Source organism: Stutzerimonas stutzeri (genome assembly GCF_002890915.1).
Taxonomy (GTDB): domain Bacteria; phylum Pseudomonadota; class Gammaproteobacteria; order Pseudomonadales; family Pseudomonadaceae; genus Stutzerimonas; species Stutzerimonas stutzeri_AF.
In genome coordinates, this window is sequence record NZ_POUT01000003.1 from 204897 (window position 1) to 221860 (window position 16964).

16 protein-coding genes and 1 pseudogene are annotated in these 16964 nt (G+C 66.6%); 6 read left to right on the forward strand and 11 right to left on the reverse strand.

Annotated elements, in window-relative coordinates; genetic code table 11:
* The first annotated feature begins 101 nt into the window (after positions 1-101).
* Both CXK94_RS08015 and CXK94_RS22615 read left to right on the forward strand, forming a co-directional pair.
* A complete protein-coding gene (locus tag CXK94_RS08015) occupies positions 102-1316 on the forward strand; it encodes an MFS transporter (protein ID WP_037038410.1) in 1215 nt (404 codons plus the stop codon).
* Positions 1316-1438 (forward strand): hypothetical protein, encoded by a 123-nt coding sequence (locus tag CXK94_RS22615; protein ID WP_256046184.1) that lies wholly within the window; start codon positions 1316-1318, stop codon positions 1436-1438. Before CXK94_RS08015 ends, CXK94_RS22615 begins: the two co-directional genes overlap by 1 nt.
* Here CXK94_RS22615 and CXK94_RS08020 read toward each other — a convergent pair.
* Positions 1409-2743 (reverse strand): TAXI family TRAP transporter solute-binding subunit, encoded by a 1335-nt coding sequence (locus tag CXK94_RS08020; protein ID WP_037038411.1) that lies wholly within the window; start codon positions 2741-2743, stop codon positions 1409-1411. The two genes, CXK94_RS22615 and CXK94_RS08020, sit on opposite strands and share 30 nt — an antisense overlap.
* Before the next feature lie 337 nt (positions 2744-3080).
* Between CXK94_RS08020 and CXK94_RS08025 the strand changes: the two genes are divergently transcribed.
* Positions 3081-3272, forward strand: a complete 192-nt coding sequence (locus CXK94_RS08025; RefSeq protein ID WP_037038412.1) for a hypothetical protein — start codon at positions 3081-3083, stop codon at positions 3270-3272.
* A complete protein-coding gene (locus CXK94_RS08030; protein ID WP_102893927.1) occupies positions 3272-3697 on the forward strand; it encodes a GNAT family N-acetyltransferase in 426 nt (141 codons plus the stop codon). Before CXK94_RS08025 ends, CXK94_RS08030 begins: the two co-directional genes overlap by 1 nt.
* Here CXK94_RS08030 and rlmF read toward each other — a convergent pair whose 3' ends face one another.
* The 9 genes and pseudogenes from rlmF to CXK94_RS08075 form a co-directional block, all read right to left on the reverse strand.
* Complete coding sequence (gene rlmF / locus CXK94_RS08035) at positions 3698-4696, reverse strand: 23S rRNA (adenine(1618)-N(6))-methyltransferase RlmF (RefSeq protein ID WP_102893928.1); 999 nt, start codon at positions 4694-4696, stop codon at positions 3698-3700.
* 63 nt (positions 4697-4759) lie between these two features.
* Positions 4760-5935, reverse strand: coding sequence for a YbfB/YjiJ family MFS transporter (locus CXK94_RS08040; protein WP_102893929.1), 1176 nt, complete (start codon positions 5933-5935; stop codon positions 4760-4762).
* A 169-nt stretch (positions 5936-6104) separates the two neighbouring features.
* Positions 6105-6410, reverse strand: a pseudogene (locus CXK94_RS08045) (SLC13 family permease); the annotation flags it as partial.
* Between the two features lie 5 nt (positions 6411-6415).
* Positions 6416-6712: a winged helix-turn-helix domain-containing protein gene (locus tag CXK94_RS08050; protein ID WP_102893930.1), complete on the reverse strand. Its 297-nt coding sequence runs from the start codon at positions 6710-6712 to the stop codon at positions 6416-6418.
* A gap of 72 nt (positions 6713-6784) precedes the next feature.
* Positions 6785-8167, reverse strand: coding sequence for a sodium:proton antiporter NhaD (nhaD, locus tag CXK94_RS08055; protein ID WP_037038418.1), 1383 nt, complete (start codon positions 8165-8167; stop codon positions 6785-6787).
* A gap of 372 nt (positions 8168-8539) precedes the next feature.
* Positions 8540-11374, reverse strand: coding sequence for a valine--tRNA ligase (locus CXK94_RS08060; RefSeq protein ID WP_102893931.1), 2835 nt, complete (start codon positions 11372-11374; stop codon positions 8540-8542).
* Positions 11375-11492: 118 nt separating this feature from the next.
* Entirely contained in the window at positions 11493-11864 is a 372-nt protein-coding gene (locus tag CXK94_RS08065; RefSeq protein ID WP_037038419.1) for a hypothetical protein, read from the reverse strand.
* Positions 11865-11937: 73 nt separating this feature from the next.
* Positions 11938-12357, reverse strand: coding sequence for a DNA polymerase III subunit chi (locus tag CXK94_RS08070; protein WP_102893932.1), 420 nt, complete (start codon positions 12355-12357; stop codon positions 11938-11940).
* A gap of 69 nt (positions 12358-12426) precedes the next feature.
* On the reverse strand, positions 12427-13914 hold the full coding sequence (locus tag CXK94_RS08075) for a leucyl aminopeptidase (RefSeq protein WP_102893933.1): 1488 nt from the start codon (positions 13912-13914) through the stop codon (positions 12427-12429).
* A 267-nt stretch (positions 13915-14181) separates the two neighbouring features.
* On the opposite strand from CXK94_RS08075, the gene lptF reads away from it, so the two are divergent.
* A complete protein-coding gene (gene lptF / locus CXK94_RS08080; protein WP_102893934.1) occupies positions 14182-15303 on the forward strand; it encodes an LPS export ABC transporter permease LptF in 1122 nt (373 codons plus the stop codon).
* Positions 15296-16357 carry an LPS export ABC transporter permease LptG gene (lptG, locus tag CXK94_RS08085; RefSeq protein ID WP_037038423.1) on the forward strand — a complete coding sequence of 354 codons (1062 nt, stop codon included), beginning with the start codon at positions 15296-15298 and terminating at the stop codon, positions 16355-16357. The genes lptF and lptG overlap by 8 nt, the downstream gene beginning before the upstream one ends.
* A 52-nt stretch (positions 16358-16409) precedes the next feature.
* On the opposite strand, the gene CXK94_RS08090 is transcribed toward lptG, so the two are convergent.
* Positions 16410-16907, reverse strand: a complete 498-nt coding sequence (locus CXK94_RS08090; protein WP_102893935.1) for an RDD family protein — start codon at positions 16905-16907, stop codon at positions 16410-16412.
* Between the last annotated feature and the right edge of the window lie 57 nt (positions 16908-16964).

The window sequence follows — 16964 nt, forward strand, 5'->3', positions numbered from 1 at the left end:
AACAGCTGCAGTTTAACCGAGCGTAACAGTCCGATGAGCAGTTGCAGAGGTTCGGGGGTAGCTGAGTAAACTGGTCGCCTTTTCCCCAAGGAATGACGCTCATGACTGCTGCGTGGCGCAACTGCGCCTGGATGCTCTTCGGTGGCTCGCTGATCCTCGCCATATCGCTGGGGGTACGCCATGGTTTCGGCCTGTTCCTGCCGCCGATGAGCGCCGAGTTCGGCTGGGGGCGCGAAGTGTTCGCCTTCGCCATCGCGGTGCAGAACCTCATCTGGGGCCTGGTGCAGCCGGTGACCGGGGCGCTGGCGGATCGCTTCGGCGTGGCGCGCGTGGTGGTCGTTGGCGGGGTGCTCTATGCGGTCGGGCTGGCGCTGATGGCGATTGCCGATTCGCCGGCCACGCTGACGCTGAGCGCCGGGTTGCTGATCGGGCTGGGGCTGTCGGGGACCTCGTTCTCGGTGATCCTCGGCGCGGTTGGTCGTGCCGTACCGCCGGAAAGGCGCAGCATGGCGATGGGCATCGCCAGTGCCGCGGGTTCCTTCGGCCAGTTCATCATGCTGCCGGGCAGCCTGGGGCTGATCGAATGGCTGGGCTGGTCTTCGGCGTTGCTGGCGCTGGGGCTGCTGGTGGCGCTGATCGTGCCGCTCGCCGGGATGATGCGCGGTCCCGAGCAGGCACCGGTGGCGGTCGGCGCGCAGCAGTCGCTCGGCGAGGCGCTGCGCGAGGCGGCCGGGCATTCCGGGTTCCGCCTGCTGGCGCTGGGCTTCTTCGTCTGCGGCTTCCAGGTGGTGTTCATCGGCCTGCACCTGCCGGCCTACCTGGTCGACCAGCATCTGCCGGCCCAGGTCGGTACCACCGTGCTGGCGCTGGTCGGGCTGTTCAACGTGGTGGGTACCTATACCGCCGGCTGGCTGGGCAGCTGCTATTCGAAGCCGAAGCTGCTGGCCGGGCTGTACCTGATCCGTGGGGTGGTGATCAGCGCCTTCCTGCTGGCGCCGTTGAGCGTCTGGAGCGCCTATGCCTTCGGCATCGCCATGGGCCTGCTGTGGTTGTCCACGGTGCCGCTGACCAACGGTACGGTGGCGACCATGTTCGGCGTGCGCAACCTGTCCATGCTCGGCGGCATCGCCTTTCTCTTCCACCAACTGGGCTCGTTCTTCGGCGGCTGGCTGGGCGGCTGGCTGTACGACCGTACCGGCAGCTACGACCTGGTCTGGCAGATCGCGATCGCCCTCAGCCTGATGGCCGCGCTACTCAACTGGCCGATCCGCGAGCAGCCGGTCGAGCGCCTGCGCGCCGTGGCGGAGGTCGGCTGATGCGGCGCCTCTGGCTGGGCGGGGGCGCCGCGCTGCTGCTCGGCCTGCTGGCGCTGCTCGCCTGGTGGGGTTGGCAGCGCGGAGGGCTGGCGTTATTGCAGTTGGGGCTGGGCAGCTGCTGAGTCATCGGGCGACTGCAGGGCGCGCAGCCGGTCGATCATGTAGCGCACGTGCAGGTGCAGGGTGAACAGCTCGTGGGAGTAGGACAGTGGCACCTCCACCACCCGCAGTTCGTTGTCCAGCTGCTCCATGCGCCGGATCTGTTCGTCCAGTTCCGCGCCGATGCTGCCGTCGTGGATTTTCTCGTCCGTCTCGTGCAGGTAGCGATACCACTTGAAGATCCGTGAGCGCATGCGCCACTGGTACAGCGGCGAGACCGACTTGAACAGCGGCAGCAGTATGGCGATGAACGGCAGCAGCAGGAGGATGTAGCGGTCGACCCAGGACGCGATGCTGAACGGCAGATAGCGCTGCAGATACGGCGGGCCGTTGCGGTAGTAGCCGGCGGCCTCGGCGGTCAGCGGCAGGCTCATGGGTTCGGCGCGCGGGAAGCCGTTCGGTGGGTCGAGCAGGTTGCCGTCGCGCAGCACATCGCGCGCGGCTTCCAGCAGCATCGGCGTCAGCGCCGGGTGCAGGCTGTCGTTGGCGACCAGGGTTGCCAGCGGCGAAAGGGTCTGCAGGTCCCGCTGCGGCGTGTCGCGGGCCAGATCGAGCAGGCCCTGTGGTATCCGCAGCGCGCTCAGGAAGGGGAAGTGCGCCTGCAGCGCGGCGGTGCGCGGGATTTCCAGCAATTGCAGTTGGGGATGTGCGGCCAGCTCACGGATCATGTCGTTGTTCGGCGGGCCGACGAAGAAGGCCGCGTCCAGTTCGCCGGCCAGCAGCGCTTCCAGGGCGCGGCGCCCGCCCAGTGGCTGCCAGTCGGCGCCGGGCTGCTCGACACTGGCGGCGAGTATGTCTTGAACCGCGGCGAGCGTGCCGCTGCCCTCGCTGCCGAGCCCCAGGCGCAGCGAGCGCAGCTGGCGCAGATCGGCCAGGACCAGGCCCTGGCGGGCGAACAGCCACAACGGCTCGCTGTACATCACCCCGAGGCCCTTCAGGCGCCGCCGCTGGCTGTCCTCCAGCAGCAGCTCGGTGCCGCTCTGGACCAGCGCGAACTGCACGGCGTCGCCTGCCAGCAGGTGCCTGAGGTTGTCCATCGAGCCCTTGGATGTCTGCAGTTCCAGCTCGATGCCTTCTTGCTCGAGGCGGGCCTGCAGGCGCCGGCCGAAATCATGATAGCCGCCGCCCTCGCTGCCGGTGGCCATGCGCAGACGGGTCGGTGGCGCCGGGTCCAGCGCCCAGACGAACAGGCCGACCAGTACGGCGAACAGGGGGATCAGCCACAGATGGGCCCGGATGACGATCTTCAGGTCGTTGAGACGGTGCATGCGCTGTGCCTGTTCCGTGTGGCTGTCTGGACGACCACCATAACCAGCGCCACCGCGGATGGCGAGAGCAGGGCTCTGCGACGGGGCGACCGGCGTGGGCTGGCGAAGATTGCAGAAACAAGGGAATCAAATCGCGAATCCTTGCTCAAAGAGCGAAGCGGCGTTCAGGAAGTTAACGACAAATCGCCGGTTTTTAGCCGCGGCTATCGGAATTTGTGCGTGTGTGTTCGCCAAGCGGGCGGCTGCCATCGGCATCGAGCGATGGCGCGGTTGTCGCCTAACCGTCATCAACACTTGGTAAATACCTGCCGCACGCAGCCAATGGAGCCATAAGTACATGTCCACACTCACCGAACTCGCCCAGCACATCGCCAAGCTCTACCCCCTGCAGGACAAGCGAGTCGGCAAGCGTTATCGCGTGGTTGGCGAACTGGCCGGCATGACCGAGCTGGAAGAAATCAACGGTGAGCCGCGCTACATCCAGACCCTGGCCCTGAAGGACAAGCAGGTCTGGGACCTCGCCGTCTGATGCGGATTCGCGACGCCCGCCCGGCAGACCTGCCTGCCATCGGCTCCTTGCTCGAGCAGCTGGGCTACGCCGACACCGAAACCTTTCTCGCCGAGCGCCTGGCGCAGCAGGGGGCGCACCCCGATGCCGCGCTGTTGGTGGCCGAGCAGGATGGCCGCGTGGTAGGGCTGATCTCGCTGCACTTCATCGTGCAACTGGCCCTGGCCGGCGATTTCTGCCGCGTCAGCTATCTGTGTGTCGATGCCGCTGTGCGTGCCGGCGGCATCGGTGCGGCACTGCTGGAGGCGGCACAGCGGCTTGCCGAGCAGCGCGGTTGCGATCGCATGGAGCTGCACTGCGACAGCCGCCGGGTTGCCGCCCATGGCTTCTATGCGCGCCTCGGCTACGAGGATGCGCCGAAGTATTTCCGCAAGTCGTTGCGCTGATCAGGAGCTGTTGCCCCAGCGTTGCGCCCGCCAGTCGGCCTGCTCGGCCTCGCAGAGGAAGGTCCAGGCCACGAAGCGGCTGCGCTTCTGCCCTTGGGCCATGTCCACCACGCGGATGCGCCGTGCGCCGAGACGCTGCAGCCGCTTGTGCAGCGGCGCGACGTTGCCGCCCTTGGAGACCAGCGTGCTGTAGCAGTAGACCTGCGTGCCGAAGGTCGCACTCTGCTCGGCCAGGCGCGCGATGAACGCCGCTTCGCCGCCCTCGCACCAGAGTTCCGCGGCCTGCCCGCCGAAATTCAGCGTCGGCAATTTGCGTGCGGGATCGAGCCTGCCGAGGTTGCGCCACTTGCGCTGGCTGCCGCTGCTGGCTTCGGCCTGGGAGGCATGGAAGGGCGGGTTGCAGAGGCTGATGTCGAAACGGTCCTCGGGCCGCACCAGGCCCGTGAAGACCTGCCGCGGCGCCGCCTGCTGCCGCAGTTCGATGGCCTTGTCGAGCCCGTTCGCCGCGACCAGGGTGCGCGCCGAGGCCAGTGCGGTGGCGTCGATGTCCGAGCCGGTGAAGCGCCAGCCGTATTCGCGCTGGCCGATCAACGGATAAATGCAGTTGGCGCCGGTGCCGATGTCCAGCGCATGAATGCGCAGGCCGCGCGGAATCGTCCCGCCGTTGTCCTCGGCGAGCAGATCGGCCAGGCCGTGCAGGTAGTCGGCGCGGCCGGGAACCGGCGGGCACAGGTAGCCCGGCGGAATGTCCCAGTGCTCGATGCCGTAGAACTGCCTGAGCAGCGCGCGATTGAACACCTTGACCGCATCCGGGTCGGCGAAGTCGATGCTCTGCTTGCCGTACGGGTTGACGATGACGAAATCGGCCAGTTCCGGGCTGGCGGCGATCAGGGCCGGGAAGTCGTAGCGGCCGCTGTGGCGGTTGCGCGGGTGCAGCACGGCGGTCGCCGTTGCGCCGTCGGCGGGGCGGGGGCGTCTGTTCGGGGTTCTGCTCGACATGGGGGCGGGACAGTGGCGGTTCAGGCGCGCATTGTCCCACAACCAGCGGGGATTATCGTGCGCCTACGGCGAACGGTGGCGCGGCACCGCCAGCATCCACAGCAGCCCCCAGAGCAAGGCCCCGGCGCCCAGCCAGAAGGCGCTGTGCAGGCTGCCGCCCATGCCCATCCAGACGCTGGTCAGCCAGGGCGCGGCAAGCTGGGTCAGCCCGTAGAGCGCAATCAGCGCCGCCGACAGGCGCGGGCCCTGGTGCGGATGCAGCGTGCGCGCCAGGCGCTGGGTCAGCAACACCGTGCCGAGGAAGGTGCCGCCGACCAGCACCGCGCAGAGCAGGATGCCGCTGGCGCCGGGCAGCAGCAGTGCGGCCAGCACGCCGATCAGTTGGGCCAGATAGCTCAGGCGCAGGGCGATGTCGTCGCCCATGCGCACGCCGAGCCGGTTCCACAGCCAGGGCGAGGGCAGTGTCGCCAGGGCCACCACCAGCCAGCTGCCACCGACCAGGAAGTCGCCGGGTTCGACCTGCAGGCGCGCGACCATCGGCAGGAAGGTCATCGGCAGGATGTAGCCCATGCCGGCGCCGGCATAGGAGAGAAACAGCGGGGTGCTGGCGCGATCGAACAGCCGGCCGCTGGGCGGGGTCGCCGGTGTCCCGTGGGGCTCTTCGGGCGGCATGTCCAGTCGTGCCAGCTGGCGCCAGCCCCACCAGGCCAGCGGTAGCGAAAGGATCGCCGCTGGCCACCAGCGATCGGCTCCCTGCAGCATGCCGTCGCTCAGGCTGACCAGCAGGCTGGAGAGGATCAACCCCACGCACACGCCGAGATAGACCAGGCCGCTGGACGAGACGCGCTGGTGCCGCGCCAGCCATTCGAGGATCAGCGACGGCGCCTGGACGAACACCAGGCCGTTGCTGATGCCGTTGAGCAGGCGCAGTGCGGCGAGGGCGTCGGCGGATTCGGCCTGGGTCTGCAGCAGGCTGCTCAGCACGTGCAGCGCCAGCGCCCAGGGCAGGCTGCGGCGGATTTGCGTGACGCGGTGCCAGCGCAGCGCGAGCAGCGCGCCGAGCAGATAGCCGAGGTAGTTCCAGCTGGCGATGCTGGCGCCCTGCTGCACGTTGAGCAGGCCGTCCTCGACCAGCCAGGGCAGCAGCGGGGTATAGACGAAGCGGCCGAGGCCGTGGACGACCAGCAGCAGGATGGCGCCGGCCAGCAGGACCGGAAACAAGGCAGGGCGGTGGGACATGGTAAGTTCTTTTTGGAATGAGGGCCCGAGCTTAGCCGCTGGTGCCGTTCGCGACCATGCCACTTTTAGCCGGGGCCCGCCTCGCCTGCCTCCTCGATGGGGCGTCGCCGCGTTCTCTCTGCGGGATCGGCCGCCGGCGCTAGAACGGGAACAGCAGCGGTATCAGCAGCACCGAGAGCATGAGCAGGATCAGCAGGCGGGTTTCGTTACTGTCGGCGGTGCGCAGCAGCCAGTCGCCCAGGCGATAGGCGATGCCGGTGCGTACCAGGCCGTCGCCGATGACGAACAGCGCGGCGATCAGCACCACGTTCGGGTCGCTGAAGCCCGCCAGGGCTTCCTGCACGCTGAGTACGCCCGACAGCGGCAGGGCGACCATCGCCAGCAACGCGACCACGTCCATGCGCGGCCGGTTGGCGATGAACAGGCCGACGCAGCCGGCCAGCAGCGCCAGCACCAGCAGCAGGTCGCCGTTCATGGCGATCAGGGGTAATCGAGAGTGGACTTGATCCGCGGCAGCTGGCGCTCGATCCAGCCCTTGTCGATGGCGCCCCAGTCGCGAATGGCGTAGTGGCCGGCATTGTGCCGCTCGCCGTCATCCTGGACGAAGGCGCAGTCGATATCCAGTTCCGCCAGGGCGGCGAGGGTGTCCTGGGCGGTGCGCCGCGGCATGCCGGTCGCGGCCATCAGCGCCGGAACGCTGGTGGCGCTGCCGCTATCGATCAGCCAGGCGACGTAAAGCCGACGGTAGAAGCTGGTTTTGGTCTTGCTGATGGTCATGCCGGAGTCCTTGCCAGGTCATTGGGAAGCGCCGCACGGGCTTCGACGACCTGGCAGGACGGCCGATGCCGATCAGCGCAGGGCGAGCATGCCGATGTAGGTCGCTGCGCCCGCAGTGTAACCGAGGAAGGCCAGCAGGCTGACCCGCTTGACGTACCAGGTGAAGCTGATCTTCTCCATGCCCATGGCGGCCACACCGGCTGCCGAGCCGATGATCAGCGTGCTGCCGCCGGTGCCGGCGCAGTAGGCGAGCATCTCCCAGAAATTGCCGTCGACGATGAACTGCGTCAGCCAGCCGGTTTCTTCGGCGGCCGCCGCGGCGAGCATCTTCTGGCTGACCAGCGGATACATCTTCATCGCACCGGCTACCAGGGGCACGTTGTCGACCACGGCCGAAAGCAGGCCGATGGCATAGTTGATCGCGTAGATGTTGCCGAGCGATTCGCGCAGCGCGGTGGCGACCTGGGTCAGATGGCCGGCGGTGGCGAGGCTGGAGACGGCCAGCAGGATGCCGAGGAAGAACAGTACGCTGGGCGTGTCCACCTTGCGCAGGACGCCGACCACCGAAAGCGGGTGCTTGTCTTCGGCATTCTTGTTGCGGTGGATGAACTCGGTGGTTACCCAGAGCACGCCGAGGCCGAAGAGGATGCCCATGTAGGGCGGCAGGTGGGTGATGGTCTTGAATACCGGGACGAACAGCAGCGAGCCCAGCCCGAGGCACAGCACCAGGTTGCGTTCGAACGGCGTGGTAGCCGGCGGGTATTTTTCCGCCAGGTGCGCCCGTGCCCGGGGCCGCGGGGCTTCTCCGTGCAGGCGGAGGCTGAGGATGAGCAGCGGTACCAGCAGGCACACCAGGCTTGGCAGGAACAGCCCGGTGATCACGCCGGAGGCGCTGATCTGGTTGCCGATCCAGAGCATGGTGGTGGTCACGTCACCGATCGGCGACCAGGCGCCGCCGGCGTTGGCGGCGATCACTACCACGCCGACGAACAGCCAGCGCTCCGGACGGCCGCGGATCAGTTTGCGCAGCAGGGAAACCATGACGATGGTGGTGGTCAGGTTGTCCAGCGCCGCGGAGAGGAAGAAGGTCAGGAAGCCGACGATCCACAGCAGGTGCACGCGCTTGCGCGTCTGGATGCGATCGGTGATCGCCTTGAAGCCTTCGTGGGAGTCGATCAGCTCGACGATGGTCATCGCGCCGAGCAGGAAGAAGAGGATTTCCGAGACTTCGCCGAGGTGATGGCGCAGCGCTTCGACCACCACCGCAGAGGAGTCGGCCGGGTCATGGCTGCCATGTTGCAGCAGCGGCAGGATATGGTCGGCGCCCAGCACCAGGATGGTCCAGGTGAGTACCGCGGTGAGGATCGCGGCGGCGGCCTTGTCGATTTTCAGGGGATGTTCGAAGGCTATGCATAGGTAGCCTATGACGAACACGACAGCCATGAGTGCATACATCGGAGGGACTCCATCTTGGGGAATCTTGCCGGGCTTGCGGGCGCGATGACGCAGGCTCAGCGGCTGGCAGGCTGCCGAGGACGATTGGCTGTGCGAGGTGAAACAAGTCGGGAACCGCAGGGCGCGGCAGTTGCCTGCCGCAAGGGGACGGTTGCGCGTACGGCGGGGATGCCAACGGGCATTCCGCTTCGCTGCAGGGGGCTCATTTCGTATCGTCGAGCTGTTCGTGTTGGCTTCTAACGGCCTGCCAGTTTGTAAATGGGTGTTTCGTGTGCGACATAGTGTATCAGCGTTGACGGCAATAACTTGTCATCAATCAAGAGGAGACGCATCAGCAAAAAGGCCAGCATCTTTGGATGCTGGCCTTTTCGTTTACAGCGTCGCGATACGCTCGCGTTGTTCCAGGAGCCTGGCCCTGGCCTGTTCGGCTTCGGCCAGCTTGGCGCGTTCCTTGTCGATCACCTCGGCTGGCGCCTTGTCGACGAAGGCGGCGTTGCCGAGCTTGCCGCCGACGCGCTTGACCTCGCCGTCCAGCCGGCCGATTTCCTTGTCCAGACGTGCCAGTTCGGCATCCTTGTCGATCAGCCCGGCCATCGGCACCAGCACCTGCATGTCGCCGACCAGGGCGATGGCCGACAGCGGTGCCTCTTCGCCGCCCGCGAGGATGCGTACGCTTTCCAGCTTGGCCAGCTTCTTCAGGAGTGGCTCGTTCTCGTCGAGGCGACGCTGGTCGAGCGCCGAGACGTTGCCCAGCACCACGTCGATGCGCCTGGCCATGGAGATGTTCATCTCGCCGCGGATCTGGCGGATGCCGAGCATGAAGGCCTTGACCCACTCGATGTCGCCCTCGGCGGCCTCGTCGAGACGCTCGGGGTTGAACTCCGGCCAGGGCTGCAGCATCAGCGTCGGGCCCGACTTGCCGGCCAGCGGCGCGACGCGCTGCCAGATTTCCTCGGTGATGAACGGCATGAACGGGTGCGCCAGGCGCAGCGTGGTCTCCAGTACCCGCACCAGGGTACGGCGGGTGCCGCGCTGGCGTTCGACGCTGGCGCTCTCGTCCCACAGCAGCGGCTTGACCAGCTCCAGGTACCAGGCGCAGTACTCGTCCCAGATGAACTCGTAGAGCGCCTGGGCGGCCAGGTCGAAGCGGAAGGCTTCCAGCTGGCGGGTCACCTCGGCCTCGGTACGCTGCAGCGCGGAGATGATCCAGCGGTCCACCGACGAGAGCTCCACCGGCTCGTCGTTGGCACCGGTGTCCTTGTCTTCGGTGTTCTCGAAGACGAAGTTGGCGGCGTTCCAGAGCTTGTTGCAGAAGTTGCGGTAGCCCTCGACCCGGCCCATGTCGAACTTGATGTCACGGCCGGTGGAGGCCAGCGAGCAGAAAGTGAAGCGCAGGGCGTCGGTGCCATAGCTGGCGATGCCTTCGGGGAACTCGGCGCGGGTCTGCTTGGCGATCTTCTCGGCGAGCTTGGGTTGCATCATGCCGCTGGTGCGCTTGTCCAGCAGTTCGTCGAGGGTGATGCCGTCGACGATGTCCAGCGGGTCGAGCACGTTGCCCTTGGACTTGGACATCTTCTGGCCCTGGCCGTCGCGCACCAGGCCGTGGACGTAGACGGTCTTGAACGGGATCTGCCCGGTCAGGTGGGTGGACAGCATGATCATCCGGGCGACCCAGAAGAAGATGATGTCGAAGCCGGTGACCAGCACGTCGGTGGGGTGGAAGGTCTTGAGGAACTCGGTCTGCTGCGGCCAGCCGAGGGTGGAGAAGGTCCACAGGCCGGAGCTGAACCAGGTGTCCAGCACGTCCTCGTCCTGGCGCAGCGATTCGTCGTTGCGGATGTCGTACTTCTTGCGCACCTCGCTCTCGTCGCGGCCGACGTAGACGTTGCCGGCCTCGTCGTACCAGGCCGGGATGCGGTGGCCCCACCAGAGCTGGCGGCTGATGCACCAGTCCTGGATGTCGCGCATCCAGCTGAAGTACATGTTCTCGTACTGCTTGGGCACGAACTGGATCTCGCCGCTTTCCACCGCGGCGATGGCCTTCTCGGCCAGCGGCTTGGTGGAGACGTACCACTGGTCGGTCAGCCAGGGTTCGATGACGGTGCCGGAACGGTCGCCGCGCGGCACCTTCAGCGCGTGGTCGTCGATCTTCTCCAGCAGGCTCATGGCCTCGAACTCGGCGACGATGGCCTTGCGCGCGTCGAAGCGGTCCATGTGCGCGTAGCCGTCGGGCAGGCGGCCGTCGACCTTGTCGTTCGGCGAGCCGTCGATGTTGAACACCTGGGCGCGCGCCAGCACGCAGGCGTTCTGGTCGAAGATGTTGATCAGCGGCAGGTGGTGGCGTTTGCCGACCTCGTAGTCGTTGAAGTCGTGGGCTGGGGTGATCTTCACGCAGCCGGTGCCGAACTCGCGGTCGACGTAGTCGTCGGCGACGATCGGGATCAGGCGGTTGACCAGCGGCAGCATGACGTGGCGGCCTATCAGGCTCTTGTAGCGCTCGTCCTCGGGGTGCACGGCAATGGCGGCGTCACCGAGCATGGTTTCCGGGCGGGTGGTGGCGACGACCAGGTAATCCAGGCCCTCGGCGGTCTTGCAGCCGTCGGCCAGCGGATAGCGCAGGTGCCAGAGGTGGCCCTTCTCGTCGTGGTTCTCCACTTCCAGGTCGGAAATGGCGGTGTGCAGCTTGGTGTCCCAGTTGACCAGACGCTTGCCGCGGTAGATCAGCCCGTCTTCATGCAGGCGTACGAAGGCTTCCTTGACCGCCTCGGAGAGGCCTTCGTCCATGGTGAAGCGTTCGCGCGACCAGTCCACCGAGGAGCCCAGGCGACGAATCTGCCGGGTGATGTTGCCGCCGGATTCTTCCTTCCATTGCCAGACCTTCTCGAGGAATTTCTCGCGGCCCAGATCGTGGCGGCTGACACCCTGGGCGGCCAGCTGGCGCTCGACCACCATCTGCGTGGCGATCCCCGCGTGGTCGGTGCCCGGCTGCCAGAGGGTATTGCGGCCCTGCATGCGGCGGAAGCGGATCAGCGCGTCCATGATGGCGTTGTTGAAACCATGGCCCATGTGCAGGCTGCCGGTGACGTTCGGTGGCGGGATCATGATGGTGTAGGGCTCGCCGGCACCTTGCGGGGCGAAATAGTTGTTCGATTCCCAGGTCTGGTACCAGGAAGTCTCGATGGCGTGCGGCTGGTAGGTCTTGTCCATGCGGCGGGACCCTTAGAACGGCTGGTCGGAAAAACGGGCAAGTATAAAGGCAAACGGTCGCAAGGTTTTACGGCGGCGCATTTTTACTGCGAATGGTTCTGCCGATCGGCCTGCGGCCTCAGGGCCGGGGTGAGCGGGTCAGCTTGTCGAGCCGGCTTTCCAGGCGGCGCTTGAGCTCGGCCTCGATCTGCGGCACGAAGTCGTCGATCACTTCCTGCAGGATCAGGTTGGCCGCGGTGCGCAGTTCGTGGTCGATGTGTCGTTCGGCCAGAGAACGGAAGGCGGTGCGCACGCTGGGCTCGCGCGGCTCGCCGTCGGCCGGGGTGCCGGTGGAGACGGCCGGGGCGGGCTCGACGATATCCGACAGCAGCGGAATGCTATCGGGGTCCAGTGCCTCGCTGGCATCCGGGAAATCGTCACCCAGCAGGGCGCGGATGGATTCCAGGTCGCTGAGCAGTTCGGCGGGCTTGTTCGGGGTTTTCGGTGTCATCTGTGTGGTTCCGGGCTGGTGCATCCCGGCTGTTTGCCAGGGGGTATCCCTTGCTGTCTAAAGATTGGAGCGGCTAGAGCTCGACCCTTTGTGGATCATAGCCCTGGCGCCGATAGAGGCGGAAATTGTCCCGGCAGGCGGTCAGCAGCTGCGGTTCCTGATTGACGATTTCGATGATCCGGCTGAACTGGTCGATGTGTGGCGAGAGTGTCGGCGCCAGGTTGACCAGCAGGCCCTGGGGGGCCTGCGGTGTCTGTTCCAGGCCGATGACCACCGGCGCCTGCGGATCGTCGGCGTGCAGCTCGTGGGGAATGAAGCGCTCGTCACGGAAGCACCAGAGCAGTTCGTCGAGCTGGCTGGCCTGGGCCTCGTCGCTGCAGCGGACGAAGACCCGCAGGCCGTGCTGCCAGCCCTTGGCCGCGAGCTGGCAGGCCGCCCGCAGGCGGCCGAGCGGATTGGTGTCCGGCAGCACGTAGAACTCGACGCGCGTCATCGCCGGGCCTCGTCATGGCCGGGCAGTCTGCGCCGGCCATGGGGTGCATGTGCGACGATCGCCCGCATCTCAGTTGGCCCGGTCCAGCAGGTACTGGGTCAGCAGCGGCACGGGGCGGCCGGTGGCGCCTTTCTCCTTGCCGCCGCTGATCCAGGCGGTGCCGGCGATGTCCAGGTGGGCCCAGGCGAACTTCTTGGTGAAGCGCGAGAGGAAGCAGGCGGCGGTGATGGTGCCGGCCTTCGGCCCGCCGATGTTGGCGATGTCGGCGAAGGGGCTGTCCAGCTGTTCCTGGTATTCGTCGAACAGCGGCAGTTGCCAGGCGCGGTCGGTGGTGCTTTCGCCAGCCTGCAGCAACTGCTGGATCAGTTCGTCGTTATTGCCCAGCAGACCCGAGGTATTGCTGCCCAGGGCGACGATGCAGGCGCCGGTCAGGGTCGCCACGTCGATCACCGCACGCGGCTCGAAGCGCTCGGCGTAGGTCAGGGTATCGCACAGCACCAGCCGGCCTTCGGCGTCGGTGTTGAGGATCTCCACGGTCTGGCCGCTCATGGTGGTGACGATATCGCCCGGGCGGGTCGCGCCGCCGCCGGGCATGTTCTCGGCGCAGGCCAGCAGGCACACCAGGTTGATCGGCAGCTGCAGCTCGAGCACGGCCTTGAGGGTGCCGAGCACGCTGGCGGCGCCGCACATGTCGTACTTCATCTCATCCATGCCGAGGCCCGGCTTGAGGCTGATGCCGCCGGTGTCGAAGGTGATGCCCTTGCCGACCAGCGCGTAGGGCTTGTCGCCCTTCTTGCCGCCGTTGTACTGCAGGGCGACGATGCAGCCCGGCTGGTCGCTGCCCTGGGAGACGGCGAGGAACGCGCCGGCGCCCAGCTCGCGCAGTTTCTTCTCGTCGAGCACCTCGACCTTGAGGCCCTTGTAGGCCTTGCCCAGCTGCCTGGCCTGCTCGGCGATGTAGCTGGGGTGGCAGACGTTCGGCGGCAGGTTGCCCAGGTCGCGGGTGAAGGCCATGCCGGTGGCGATTGCCGTGGCTTCGCGCGTAGCCCGTTCGGTTGCGGCCTGCTCGGCCTTGTCGCAGAGCAGGACGATCTTCTGCAGCGCGCGCGGGTCGGCCTTCTTGCTCTTGAAACGATCGAACACGTACTGGCCGTCGGCGAGGATTTCCACCAGCAGGCGGGTACGGGCATAGCTGTCGCGGCCCTTGACCTGCACGTCCTGCAGGGCGAACGCGGCGTCGCCGCCGCCGAGGTTCTTGATCGCCGCCAGTGCGGCATTGGCCACCTTGCGCCACTGGCGGCTGTCGAGCTCGTCCGCCTTGCCGATGCCGACCAGCAGCACGCGCTCGGCCTTGAGATTGGGCAGGCCGTGCAGCAGCAGGGTCTGGCCCGCCTTGCCCTGGATGTCGCCACGCTTGAGCGCCGCGCCGAGGGCGCCGCCGCTGGCGCTGTCGACGCTCTGGGCGACGCTGTCGAGGCTGCGGTCCTCGCCCAGCGGCAGGATCAGGGTGGCGGTCTTCTGGGTGGCTGCTTTGGCGCTTTTGACAACGAATTCCATGACGTGGTGTCCCCAAGACAAAGAGTCGGGTTTGCAGGATAATGCCGGGCTTGTTTTCCGGTGGCTCGCCTGTTCGGTCGTTGCTAACGACTGCGCCAGGCTGGAAACGTTGCAATCGACCGCGTCTGCCGGCGATCGCTTCGACGCGGCCCGCCGCGGCCGACCGGTTCGTCGATACCTGTTTTCATCGGTCTGCTGCGGCGGGCCGGCAACTGGCGGTTAGTTTGAGCGTTGCCGCCGGAGCCTGACAACCCTGGAGTGTCTGGTTTGATCGTCTTTCGTTACCTGTCCCGAGAGCTGCTGATCACCATGAGCGCGGTCAGCGCCGTGCTGTTGGTGATCATCATGAGCGGCCGTTTCATCAAATACCTGGCCCAGGCCGCCCAAGGCGTGCTCGATCCGGGCGTGTTGCTGCTGATCATGGGCTTCCGCCTGCCGGGTTTCCTGCAGCTGATCCTGCCGCTCGGGCTGTTCCTCGGCATCCTGCTGGCCTATGGGCGGCTCTACCTGGAAAGCGAGATGACCGTGCTCTCCGCCACCGGCATGAGCCAGCGCCGCCTGCTGGCCTACAGCCTGGCACCGGCGGCGCTGGTCGCCGCGCTGGTCGGCTGGCTGAGCCTTGGCCTGGCGCCGCAGGGCATCGCCGAGGTGGACCGCATCCTCAACCAGCAGGATTCGCTGACCGAGTTCGACACCCTGGTGCCGGGGCGCTTCCAGACCCTGCGCGGCGGCTCGCGCGTGACCTATACCCGCGAGCTGTCGGCCGACCGCAGCGAACTGGCCGGGGTGTTCATTTCCGAGACCAACGTGTCGCGGCAGACCGGCAAGGAGGGCAGCCTCTCGGTGCTGGTCGCCGAGAGTGGCAGGCAGGAAATCCAGCCCGACGGCAGCCGCTACCTGATCCTGGAGAACGGCTACCGTTACGACGGCAATCCCGGGGAAGCGGACTACCGGGCGATCCAGTACGACACCTATGGCGTGCTGCTGCCCAAGCCGGAAGTGAGCATGGAGCTGAGCGAGCGTGAGGCGCTGCCGACCCGCGAACTGCTGGGCAGCGACAACCTGCGCTACCGGACCGAGCTGCAGTGGCGCCTCTCGTTGCCGTTGCTGGTGTTCGTCGTCACCGTGCTCGCCGTGCCGCTGGCCAAGGTGAATCCGCGGCAGGGGCGTTTTCTCAAGCTGTTGCCGGCGATCCTGCTGTACATGACCTATCTCGCCCTGTTGATCGCGGCCCGCGGCGCGCTGGACAAGGGGCGCATCCCGATGGCGCTGGGGTTGTGGTGGGTGCACGGGCTGTTCCTGGCGATCGGTCTGTTGATGCTGTTCTGGGAGCCCATCAGGCTGCGAATGAACAGGCGCCGCGCGCAGCTGGAGGTGGCCCGTGGTTAAGCTCGATCGCTACATCGGTATCCATGTCTTTCTCGCCATCCTCAGCGTGCTGGGCATCATCGTCGGGCTGGCGTTGCTGTTCGCCTTCATCGACGAGCTGGGCGACGTCGAGGGCAGCTATGGGCTGTTCGACGCGCTGCAATACGTGCTGCTGACCTCGCCGCGCCGGCTCTACGAGATGCTGCCGATGGCGGCGCTGATCGGCTGCCTGATCGGCCTCGGTACGCTGGCCAGCAGCAGCGAACTGACCATCATGCGCGCGGCCGGGGTCTCGCTGGGGCGCATCGTCCTGGCGGTGATGAAGCCGATGCTGATCCTGCTGGTGGCGGGCATCCTGATCGGCGAATACGTCGCCCCCTGGACCGAGGACATCGCCCAGGCCAAGCGCTCGCTGGCGCAGGGCGCCGGTGAGGCGCAGAGCAGCAAGCGCGGCCTGTGGCATCGGCAGGAGAACGAGTTCGTGCACGTCAATGCGGTGCAGCCGGGCGGCGTGCTGGTGGGGGTGACCCGTTACCGCTTCGACGACGAACGTCGGCTGCTGTCGGCCAGTTTCGCCCGACGCGCCAGCTACCAGGGCGATCATTGGCAATTGCAAACCCTGTCGACCACGCATTTTCGCGGCGACCACACCGAGGTGGTGCGGGCGCCGGAGGAGCGCTGGGACGTGCAGTTGACGCCGCAATTGCTCGGCACCGTGGTGATGGAGCCGGAGGCGTTGTCCATCACCGGGCTGTGGCGCTATATCCACTACCTGGGTGAGCAGGGATTGAACAACGGTCGCTACTGGCTCGCCTTCTGGACCAAGGTCCTGCAGCCGGCGGTGACCGTCGCGCTGGTGCTGCTGGCGATATCGTTCATCTTCGGGCCGCTGCGTTCGGTCACGCTCGGGCAGCGGATCTTCACCGGCGTGGTGGTCGGCTTCGTCTTCCGCATCATCCAGGATCTGCTCGGGCCGGCGAGCCAGGTGTTCGGCTTCTCGCCGCTGCTCGCCGTGGTGCTGCCGGCGGGTGTCTGTGCGCTGATCGGCGTCTGGCTGCTGCGGCGGGCGGGCTAAGGGCAGCAGCAAGCTGCAACGCCGGGAGCGCATCCCGGCTTGTGGTCTGTCGCTATTTCTTGTGGATGTTCTTCGGCAACTGCACGGCCTGGCTTTCGGAATAGATGTCGTGCCAGGTCCGCTTGCGCTTGTCCCAGAGCATCCACCAGTAGCCTAGTCCCAGGCACAGCCAGGAGAGGATGGCGATCAGGAAGCGCAGCAATGCCTGCCATAGATCGATGGCGCTGCCGTCGGCGTTCTGGATGCGGATGCCCCAGACCTGCATGCCCAGGGTCTGGCCGTTGTGGGTCCAGAACTTGGCGAAGAAGCCGAACAGGCTGAACAGCAGCAGCGTCGAGAGAAGGGGGTCGATGTCCAGGCCGCCGGTCTCGGCCAGGGTCTTCAGCTGATCGCTGCCATATAGCAGGCGCAGCAGGACCTGCTGGTAGAACAGTGTCACCACCATCATCAGGGCGATGCACAGCAGGCTGTCGTAGAAGATGGCGGCGAATCGGCGCACCAGGCCGGCGGCGGGAAATTGCCCCTGCGGGCTCAGCAGGTGTTTGCGCATTGCGTGTCTCGATGATGGGGCGGGGTGGGCATTCTACGGAATTGCGCGCATAAAAAA

What these genes read in the sequence shown, in the direction of transcription:
- CXK94_RS08015 (WP_037038410.1), top strand. Translation starts at nt 102, where the DNA reads ATGACTGCTGCGTGGCGCAACTGCGCCTGGATGCTCTTCGGTGGCTCG.
- CXK94_RS22615 (WP_256046184.1), top strand. Translation starts at nt 1,316, where the DNA reads ATGCGGCGCCTCTGGCTGGGCGGGGGCGCCGCGCTGCTGCTCGGCCTG.
- CXK94_RS08020 (WP_037038411.1), bottom strand. Translation starts at nt 2,743, where the DNA reads ATGCACCGTCTCAACGACCTGAAGATCGTCATCCGGGCCCATCTGTGG.
- CXK94_RS08025 (WP_037038412.1), top strand. Translation starts at nt 3,081, where the DNA reads ATGTCCACACTCACCGAACTCGCCCAGCACATCGCCAAGCTCTACCCC.
- CXK94_RS08030 (WP_102893927.1), top strand. Translation starts at nt 3,272, where the DNA reads ATGCGGATTCGCGACGCCCGCCCGGCAGACCTGCCTGCCATCGGCTCC.
- rlmF (WP_102893928.1), bottom strand. Translation starts at nt 4,696, where the DNA reads ATGTCGAGCAGAACCCCGAACAGACGCCCCCGCCCCGCCGACGGCGCA.
- CXK94_RS08040 (WP_102893929.1), bottom strand. Translation starts at nt 5,935, where the DNA reads ATGTCCCACCGCCCTGCCTTGTTTCCGGTCCTGCTGGCCGGCGCCATC.
- CXK94_RS08050 (WP_102893930.1), bottom strand. Translation starts at nt 6,712, where the DNA reads ATGACCATCAGCAAGACCAAAACCAGCTTCTACCGTCGGCTTTACGTC.
- nhaD (WP_037038418.1), bottom strand. Translation starts at nt 8,167, where the DNA reads ATGTATGCACTCATGGCTGTCGTGTTCGTCATAGGCTACCTATGCATA.
- CXK94_RS08060 (WP_102893931.1), bottom strand. Translation starts at nt 11,374, where the DNA reads ATGGACAAGACCTACCAGCCGCACGCCATCGAGACTTCCTGGTACCAG.
- CXK94_RS08065 (WP_037038419.1), bottom strand. Translation starts at nt 11,864, where the DNA reads ATGACACCGAAAACCCCGAACAAGCCCGCCGAACTGCTCAGCGACCTG.
- CXK94_RS08070 (WP_102893932.1), bottom strand. Translation starts at nt 12,357, where the DNA reads ATGACGCGCGTCGAGTTCTACGTGCTGCCGGACACCAATCCGCTCGGC.
- CXK94_RS08075 (WP_102893933.1), bottom strand. Translation starts at nt 13,914, where the DNA reads ATGGAATTCGTTGTCAAAAGCGCCAAAGCAGCCACCCAGAAGACCGCC.
- CXK94_RS08090 (WP_102893935.1), bottom strand. Translation starts at nt 16,907, where the DNA reads ATGCGCAAACACCTGCTGAGCCCGCAGGGGCAATTTCCCGCCGCCGGC.